Source organism: Rhodococcus yananensis (assembly GCF_020515525.1).
Classification (GTDB): Bacteria; Actinomycetota; Actinomycetes; order Mycobacteriales; family Mycobacteriaceae; genus Rhodococcus; species Rhodococcus yananensis.
In genome coordinates this window covers 24,938-33,845 of the sequence record NZ_JAIYEP010000051.1, presented here as the reverse complement: position 1 = coordinate 33,845, position 8,908 = coordinate 24,938, and the positions used below count along the sequence as shown (strand labels likewise).

General features: G+C 70.7%; 8 protein-coding genes. 2 read left to right on the top strand and 6 right to left on the bottom strand.

What is annotated here, in order from left to right; all coding sequences use genetic code 11:
• Window positions 1-41 precede the first annotated feature (41 nt).
• Together htpX and LDQ05_RS13395 are read right to left on the bottom strand one after the other, a co-directional pair.
• Window positions 42-902: a zinc metalloprotease HtpX gene (htpX, locus tag LDQ05_RS13400; protein WP_226437457.1), complete on the bottom strand. Its 861-nt coding sequence runs from the start codon at window positions 900-902 to the stop codon at window positions 42-44.
• Between the two features lie 95 nt (window positions 903-997).
• Entirely contained in the window at window positions 998-2,044 is a 1,047-nt protein-coding gene (locus LDQ05_RS13395) for a polyprenyl synthetase family protein (protein ID WP_226437456.1), read from the bottom strand.
• Window positions 2,045-2,156: 112 nt separating this feature from the next.
• Here LDQ05_RS13395 and LDQ05_RS13390 point away from each other — a divergent pair, with 112 nt between their 5' ends.
• Window positions 2,157-3,446, top strand: a complete 1,290-nt coding sequence (locus tag LDQ05_RS13390) for a geranylgeranyl reductase family protein (RefSeq protein ID WP_372461103.1) — start codon at window positions 2,157-2,159, stop codon at window positions 3,444-3,446.
• 18 nt (window positions 3,447-3,464) lie between these two features.
• Here LDQ05_RS13390 and LDQ05_RS13385 read toward each other — a convergent pair whose 3' ends face one another.
• From LDQ05_RS13385 to menD, 4 genes are all read right to left on the bottom strand, one after another.
• Window positions 3,465-4,163: a demethylmenaquinone methyltransferase gene (locus LDQ05_RS13385; RefSeq protein WP_226437454.1), complete on the bottom strand. Its 699-nt coding sequence runs from the start codon at window positions 4,161-4,163 to the stop codon at window positions 3,465-3,467.
• 105 nt (window positions 4,164-4,268) lie between these two features.
• A complete protein-coding gene (locus LDQ05_RS13380) occupies window positions 4,269-5,411 on the bottom strand; it encodes a glycosyltransferase family 4 protein (RefSeq protein ID WP_226437453.1) in 1,143 nt (380 codons plus the stop codon).
• Window positions 5,412-5,506: 95 nt separating this feature from the next.
• Window positions 5,507-5,947, bottom strand: coding sequence for a DUF3592 domain-containing protein (locus LDQ05_RS13375; protein ID WP_226437452.1), 441 nt, complete (start codon window positions 5,945-5,947; stop codon window positions 5,507-5,509).
• Window positions 5,944-7,563, bottom strand: a complete 1,620-nt coding sequence (gene menD, locus LDQ05_RS13370) for a 2-succinyl-5-enolpyruvyl-6-hydroxy-3-cyclohexene-1-carboxylic-acid synthase (protein ID WP_226437451.1) — start codon at window positions 7,561-7,563, stop codon at window positions 5,944-5,946. Before menD ends, LDQ05_RS13375 begins: the two co-directional genes overlap by 4 nt.
• 197 nt (window positions 7,564-7,760) lie before the next feature.
• Here menD and LDQ05_RS13365 point away from each other — a divergent pair, with 197 nt between their 5' ends.
• Complete coding sequence (locus LDQ05_RS13365; RefSeq protein WP_226437450.1) at window positions 7,761-8,864, top strand: VanZ family protein; 1,104 nt, start codon at window positions 7,761-7,763, stop codon at window positions 8,862-8,864.
• The last annotated feature ends 44 nt before the right edge of the window (window positions 8,865-8,908 follow it).

The following is an 8,908-nucleotide window of genomic DNA, read 5'->3' as shown; positions in this document are numbered from 1 at the left end:
CGCACCGTGCGGAAGGGCGCGCCTCGTCCACGGAGGTGCGCTCAGCGCAGCCCCGCCATCCGCTCGAGTCGTTCGACCCGCTCATCCATGGGAGGGTGGGTCGAGAACAACCGCCCCATCCGGTCTCCCGCGCGGAACGGATTCGCGATCATCATGTGCGACTGAGCCGCCAACTGCGGTTCCGGCGGCAGCGGCGCCGCCTGCGCGCCACGTTCGATCTTGCGCAGCGCCGAGGCGAGCGCGAGCGGATCGCCCGTCAACTCCGCACCGGTCCGGTCGGCCTCGTACTCCCGCGACCGCGACACCGCCAACTTGACGAGCGTCGCCGCGACCGGGCCGAGCAGCGACACCAACAGCACCGCGATCGGGTTCGCACCCCCGCGGTTGCCCCCGAACGCCCCGGCGAAGAACGCGAGATTCGCGAGCCCCGAGATCACCGAGGCCATCGCGCCGGCAACCGAGGAGATCAGGATGTCCCGGTTGTACACGTGCGACAGTTCGTGCCCGAGTACCGCGCGCAGTTCACGTTCGTCGAGGATCTGCAGGATGCCGGTGGTGCAGCACACCGCGGCATTGCGCGGATTGCGTCCCGTCGCGAACGCATTGGGCGCGTTGGTCGGGCTGACGTACAGGCGCGGCATCGGCTGGTGCGCGGTCGTCGCGAGTTCGCGCACGATCCGGTACATCACGGGCGCCTGCACCTCGGTGATCGGCTGCGCGTGCATCGCCCGCAACGCCAACCTGTCGCTGTTGAAGTACGCGTAACCGTTCATCGCGACCGCGAGCACTATCGAGATCACCAGGATCGTGGTGCTGCCGAACAACGCTCCGACGAACACGATCAGCGCCGACATCCCGATCAGCAGTCCCGCCGTCTTCAGACGGTTGCCGTTACCGTGCACGTCACGCCTCTTCCCGAACACTCCCCGTCGCGGGGACGCTCCACCGATCCACTTGTCCGTTCAACGATCCCGGACGCGGGTCGGTTCCCTCGGATCTAGCCGACGCGGGCGACGGTGAAGTCGACGAGCCTGCGCAACGCCTCGTTGGCGGGTCCCTGCGGCAACGCGGCGAGTTCGGTGCGGGCGCGTTCGACGTAGGTGTCGAGGGTGCGTTTCGCCGCGGTCATCCCCGGCGAGCGGTCGAGAAGCTCGAGTGCCTCGGCAATGTGCGCCTCGTCCTCGACGGGACCGGCCAGCAGCTCCCGCAACCGCTCCGCGTCGGGCCCGTCCTCACGCAGCGCATACAGCACCGGAAGCGTGTGCACCCCTTCGCGCAGATCCGTCCCGGGTGTCTTTCCCGAGTCCGACGTCGCCGACGAGATGTCGATGATGTCGTCGACGATCTGGAAGGCCGTGCCGACCGCGTCGCCGAGCCGCTCCAGGCGTTCGATGTGCTCCGGCCCGGCTCCCGAGAAGGTTCCGCCGAACCGGCCGCTCGCGGCGATCAACGATCCCGTCTTCTCCCACACCACACGCAGGTAGTGCTCCACCGGGTCCTGGGTGTTTCGCGCACCGATCGTCTCGCGCATCTGCCCCGTGACGAGCTCGGCGAACGTCTTCGCGATGACCTCCACCGCGGACGGGCCGAGCGTCGAGACCAGCCGCGACGCGTGCGCGAACAGGTAATCGCCGGCGAGGATCGCGACGCTGTTGCCCCAGCGGACGTTCGCGCTCGGTGCCCCACGTCGCATCGTGGCCTCGTCCATCACGTCGTCGTGATAGAGCGTCGCGAGGTGGACCAGCTCGACCACGGTCGCGGCGGTGACGATCGACGGATCGTCGGGGCGCGGCCCGAGTTGGGCCGTGAGAATCGTGAACAACGGGCGGAACCGCTTCCCGCCCGCCCTCGCGAGGTGCAGCGCGGCCTCCGTCAGGAAGTCCTCACCGTCGGACAACTCGTCGATCATGAGTTTCTCGACGGCGGCGAGCCCGTCACGGACACGCGCCGCCAGCGCGGGATCGCCGAGTTCCACACCCGCGACCACGGTGTCCGCGGTCGTGCCGAACGACCCGGCGGTCTGCGCCGTCCCCTCAGTGTTCACGATGACGTACCCATCCTGTTCTGTCGGCTCGGGTCCACCGTAGTGAACCTAGCCGTTCGTTCCGCAGCCCACCTCGTCGAGGCGGCAATCCACCACCTGAGAAGATGTGCGGGTGGTGGCCGACAATTCCGCGCGCGAGGCGCGGCGATCTCCGACCCGGGTTCCCGACAGTACCGACGTCCTGGTGGTGGGCGCCGGTCCGGCCGGTTCGTCCGCCGCGGCGTGGGCGGCTCGGGCCGGTCGCGAAGTGCTCCTCGTCGACGCGGCGACGTTCCCGCGGGACAAGACGTGCGGCGACGGACTGACACCCCGCGCCATCGCAGAACTCGACAGGCTCGGACTCGGCGACTGGGCGCGATCGCGCACCGTCAACCGGGGGTTGCGCCTCGAAGGTTTCGGCGGTCGATTCGAGTTGCCCTGGCCGGGCGGCACATCGTTCCCGTCGCACGGCAGTGCCGTGCCGCGCACCGAACTCGACGACCGGATCCGCCGCACCGCGTCGGACTCCGGCGCGAGCACACTCGACGGCGCGAAGGCCGTCGACGTCGACCGCGACGGCGCTCGGGTACGTGCGGTGCACCTGCGCACCGCCGACGGCGTCCGCTCGGTGGCGTGTCGGCAGCTGATCGTCGCCGACGGTGTGCGCTCGCCCCTCGGGAAGGTCCTCGGCCGCAGTTGGCATCGCGACACCGCCTACGGAGTCGCCGCCCGCGCATACGCGACGTCCCCGCGCAGCGACGATCCGTGGATCACCTCGCACCTCGAACTCCGCGACGAATCCGGAACACTGCAGTCCGGGTACGGGTGGGTGTTCCCCCTCGGCACCGGCGAGGTCAACATCGGAGTCGGGACCCTCGCGACCGCGGCGCGACCCGCGTCCGGATCACTGCGCCCGCTCATCGAGCTGTACGCGTCGCACCGACGGGCCGAGTGGGGACTCGGCGACGTGACCCGGGTGGCGTCGGCTCTGCTCCCGATGGGCGGCGCGGTGTCCGGTGTCGCCGGCGCCAACTGGGCGCTCATCGGAGATGCCGCGGCCTGTGTCAACCCGCTCAACGGCGAAGGCATCGACTACGGACTCGAGGGGGGCCGCCTGATCGCCGCGCTGCTCGCCGACACCGACCCCGCCCACATCGACCTGGCGCGGGTCTGGCCGGCACTGCTCCGCGAACACTACGGCCGTGCCTTCTCCACGGCACGCAGACTCGCGGCGCTGCTCACCCTCCCCCGGTTCCTGCCGTCCACCGGACCGGTCGCGATGCGGTCCCGGGCAATGATGACCGTCGCGGTACGGCTGATGGGCAACCTCGTCACCGACGAGGACGACGACCTGGTCGCCCGACTGTGGCGCGGCGCCGGACACGCGTCGATGCGATGGGATCGGCGGCCCCTGTTCGGATGAACACGAGCACGCGACGGCTCACCGCGTCGCGTGGTGCAGCGCGGTGATGCCGCCGGTGAGGTTCCGCCAGCGCACCTCGTGCCAGCCCGCCGCCGCGATCCGCTCGGCGAGTTCCTCCTGGGTGGGCCACGCGCGGATCGATTCGGCGAGATAGACGTACGCATCGGGATTGCTGCTCACCGCCCGGGCGACCCGCGGCAACGTGCGCATCAGGTACTCCATGTACACGGTGCGCAGCGGCTCACGGATCGGCGTGGAGAACTCGCACACCACCAGCCGACCCCCCGGCTTGGTGACCCGCGCGATCTCACGCAGCGCCAGATCGATGTCGGCGACGTTGCGCAACCCGAAAGAGATCGTCGCCGCGTCGAACACCCCGTCGGCGAACGGCAGGTGCATCGCATCGCCCGCAACCATCGGGACCTTCCGGAACGCCCCTGCCTGCAGCATGCCGGTCGAGAAGTCGGTGGCGACGACCCACGCCCCGGACCGACCGAGTTCGACGGTCGACACACCCGTCCCGGCCGCCAGGTCGAGGACCCGCTCGCCCGGCTCGAGGTCGAGCGCCGCCCGCGTCGCGCGCCGCCACCCGCGGTCCTGCCCGAAGGACAACACCGTGTTCGTCAGGTCGTAGCGTTCGGCGACACCGTCGAACATGGACGCGACCTCACGCGGTTCCTTGTCGAGTGACGCACGTGATCCGTGAGTTGTTGCCACCCGGAAGACGTTACCCGCCGCGGCGGTCACCTACGCGACCCACCGGGTCGGTGACCAACGCGACCCACCGGGTCGGTGACCAACGCGACCCACCGGGTCGGTGACCTACGCGGTCCGCCGAACACCACGCCGAGGACGGCCGAGAACCTCCGCGTAGTGGCCGAGCAGTTCGTCACAGACCGCCGGCCACGTGCGGTCGAGCACACTGCGGCGCGCGGCCCGCCCGAACTCCTCGCGGAGCCGACGGTCCAGCAACGCCCCGATCGCGCCGGGCAGCAACTCACGGAAGCGGTCGGCGGGCAACCGGTATCCGTTGCGGCAGTGGGCGACGAGGTCGCGCGGACCCCCCGCGTCAGGCACCACGACGGGAAGCCCACTGGCCTGCGCTTCCTGCACCGACTGGCAGAACGTCTCGTGTTCACCGGGATGCACGAACACGTCGAGACTCGCGTAGGCGCGGCCCAACTCGTCACCGGACAGTTGCCCCGTGAACACCGCGCCCGGCAGGAGCGTCTCGAGTCGGGACCGTTCGGGACCGTCACCGACGATCACCAACCTCACCCGCTCGTCGCGTGCGAGCACATCCAGTCGGTCCACGTGCTTCTCCGGCGCGAGCCGTCCCACATAACCGACGAGCACACGCCCGTCCGGCGCCCATCGTGCGCGCAACGCCCCGTCGCACCTCGACGGAGCGAACGCGACGGTGTCGACACCGCGACCCCACCGGTGCACCCTGGGGATGCCGTGTTCGGCGAGGTCGTCGACGGCGGCGGTCGAGGGCGCGAGCGTGCGGTCGCACATCCGGTGCAGGCGACGGGTCCACCACCACGACGCGCGGGCCGCGAAACCGAGACCGTAGCCGGCCGCGAACCCGGCGACATCGGTCTGGTAGACGGCGACGGTGGGGGCGGACACACGCGCCGCCGCCGCGATTCCGCCGGCACCGAGCAGGTACGGGGACGCCAGGTGGACGACGTCCGGCGCGAATCCGCGCAGCGCATCGACCATCTCGGGTTGCGGCAGCCCGACGGGCAGCGACGCCACCCTCGGAACATGGACGGCCGGCACCCGGTGCACGGGGACACCGCGGTGGTCGACAGGTGCCGGGTCGATACCGGCGACGGTGTCCGGAGCAACGACGAATGCGTCGTGGCCGGTCCGGTCGAGGTGCTCGAGCACCCGCAGCACCGAGTTGGTGACACCGTTGACGTGGGGCAGGAAGGATTCCGCGACGATGGCAACTCGCACGTCGACAGCGTGCCGCCCCCACTGGTCGGGAGGATGCGCTCACGGTGACGACGCGACGACGGGCGGGCGAACTCTCGACCCCGGGACCACCGGTCTCAGGTGTCGAGATGCAGCGAAGAGTTGCGCACCTCGCTCCGGGCGCGTCGCCCCAGATACATCACCAGGGGAGTCGCCACGACCCACGTGACGACGATCACCGACAGAGTCGGGACGATCGCCACGCGTGCATCACGACCGGTGACCCGGACGAGGTCGGGGTCGCTGCGCGCGTACTCGACGGCAATGCGCTGTCCCGCGGTCAGCCCCGTCGGATAGAGCACGCCGAGTTCCGGGTTGTGCGTGACACCGTCGGGTGTCACGAAGCTCACCGCCGACCGCAGTGATCCCGCCGACAGGACCTCCGCCGTCGCGGTCCCCATGTCGGAGGTGATGGTGTGGTCGTTGCGCCACGCCGCGAGCAACAACACCGCGGACAACGCGGAGATCCCGATCGCGACGACGAGCACGACGCGTCGGGCGCGGTGCAGTGCGCTCACAGCCGGTCCCGGACGGCAGCGTGCAGGTCACGCAGCCCGGAACGATCGGTGGTGACCTCGACGACCCGGATACCCCCCGCCGGCGGTGTCGGATCGGCGAGGGCCGCAGCGAGCCCGCAGAGGTCGACGAGCGTGTGCGGCACGCGGTACGCGGAACACAGCGCGGCGAGGTCCATCCCGTGGGGTGTGCCGAACACACGCTCGAACACGCCGGCGTACTGGGGGTCGCCCTGCTCGAGAAGTTCGAAGATGCCGCCACCGTCGTCGTTGGCGACGACGATCGTCAGGTCGTGGGGACGCGGCTCGGGTGTGCCGACCAGCAGTCCCGCAGCGTCGTGCAGGAACGTCAGGTCACCCATCAACGCGATCGTACGGCCGCCGGTGTACGCCAGGGCGGCACCCACCGCCGTGGAGACGGTGCCGTCGATCCCGGCGACACCGCGGTTCGAGAGCACCGTCACACCGGATTTCGGGTAGCTCACGAGCGCCGCATCACGCACCGGATTGGACGCACCGAAGAGCATCTGGTCGCCGTCACGCAGCGCGTCGGTGACAACTGCCGCCACATGCAGGCCGGTGGGTTTCGGGTGCGCTTCGAGTTGCGCGCGGACCGCGCCGTCGAGTCGGGTGGTGAGCGATCGGCACCGGTCGAGCCAGCCCGGGTCGGGGACTCCGGTGACGACCGCGCGGGTTCCGGTGGCGAGCACGTTTCCGGACACGTCGGGCCAACGCGGGCCGGTGGTGAGCGCGTACACCGCAACGGCCGGGTCGGCGAGCAGCTTCGACACGGGCCGGTGCAGGGTGGGGCGGCCGGTCACGATGGCCTGCTTCGGCCGCAACCGGGTCAGCGCCAGCGGGTGCAGCGGCTCCCCGTGCATCGGGGCCGTCGGTTCCGCGACGGTGGGCAGACCCGCGAGTTCCGGCCGCAGCGCGGAACCGTGACCGGACACGACGACCGTGTCTGCCGTGAGATCGATCTCCACGGGCACGTCGAGGGTGGCATGCGCCGTCGTCGTCCATGCCTCACCGTTCGGCCTGCCCTCGGGAACGGGCCCGGCGGACTCCGGGTCCGGCACGAGGGGCTCGCGCAGCGGGATGTCGAAGTGCACGGGACCGGCGTTGCCGGACCGGGTTCCCCGCGCCGCCGCGAGAACGCGGCTCACCGCGGACCGCCACTGGCTGTTCTGCTCGACTCCTTCGGCGAGACCGAGGCTGATGGTGGCGCGGACCTGGCTGCCGAACAGCCCGAGTTGCTCGACGGTCTGGTTGGCGCCGGAACCGAGCATCTCGTACGGACGGTTCGCGCTGAGCACGATGAGGGGGACGCGCGCGTAGTTGGCCTCGAGCACGGCGGGGCCGAGGTTGGCGACCGCGGTACCGGAGGTCATGACCACGGGAACCGGGCGACCGGAGGCCAGCGCCAGCCCCACGGCGAGGAACCCCGCCGTCCGCTCGTCGATGCGCATGTGCAACCGCACCCTGCCGGCATTGTCGGCGGCCTGCAGCGCGAACGCGAGGGGCGCGTTCCGGGAACCCGGGCACAGCACGACGTCCCGGACACCACCCCGCGCGAGTTCGTCGACGACAGCGGTGGCCTGGGCAGTGGACGGGTTCACGTCGACCAGAGTAATGCGGCCCACCCGGTGGTCTCCCCCACACCCGGTGGCGTCCGCGCAGCGCAGCGGCCACGCTGCGGGGCCTGCACACCCGTCGTCGAACCCGCCGGGACGAGATGCGGGCGCCGGACCGTCCCGACGAGCGCCTCCGTGCGCGTCGGCGCGGAGTCCGTTCCGTCCGGTGGCACACTCGGCGCGTGGAGTCGCAATTGATTCTGGGTGTGACCGCGGTCGTCCTCGGGGTGGTCGCCGGGGCGGTGTTGTTCGTCCCGTTCGTCGCGATCGCATACCGGCGGCGCGGAACGTTCTCGGTCGGGCGGATGCTGCTGTGGTTGTCGGCGCTCGTCTACACGTGGGCGGTGTGGACGTACACGCTGCTCCCGCTCCCCGATCCCCGGGAACTCACGTGCGCGGGGCGCAACCTCGACCCGATGGCGTTCGCCGACGACATCGACGGTGCGCTGTCGCGGGCGTCCGGGGGCCCGGTCGGGGTGCTCACCGATCCGGCCGTCCTGCAGTTGACGTTGAACGTGCTGCTGTTCGTTCCGCTCGGGTTCTTCGTCCGGGTGCTGGCCGGCCGGGGTGTGCTGATCGCCGGCGCCGCGGGCCTGGCCGTGTCGGCGTTCATCGAGTTCACTCAGCTCACCGGGGTGTGGGGACTGTATCCGTGCGCGTACCGGGTGTTCGACGTCGACGATCTGCTCACCAACACACTCGGCGCGGTGCTCGGTTCGGTCGCCGGACTGGTGGTGCCGCGTCGTCACCGGGGTGTCGCCGAATCCGCCGGGGCCGACGACCCCCGCCCCGTCACGAAGTCGCGCAGGCTGCTGGCGATGCTCACCGACTGGATGGGAGCCGTCCTGCTCACCGCTGTCGTGATGGTGGTGACCCGTGTTTTTCTGCTCTATGTCGCCGACGATCGTGAAACGGCCCTCGAGGGTGATCTGGCGACGCTGCTCGGCGGCGGTGTCACGGCCGCGGTGTGGTTCGCGGTGATCGCCGTGACCGGTGCGAGCATCGGTGATCTCGCGGTCCGCCTGCGCTACACCGGCGGCCGCGGTCCGCGGTGGTGGCGGCGCATCGTGCGTTATCTGACCGGCATCGGCGGGTACACGCTGCTGGGATTGTTGCCGACCCCGTGGAGTTCCCTGGCCACGGTGTTCGCGGTCGTCGCGGTGGTGGCGACCGTCGTGACGCGCAACGGCCGGGGGCTGCCCGGACTGCTGTCGGGGCAGGATCTCGTCGACGACCGGGCGTCGGTGCACCGGTCGTCCGCCGCGGGCACCGGCACCGTGCGGTGAGCCTCGCGGCGACGGCACCGGGGGACGGATCCCGGTGTGCGGGA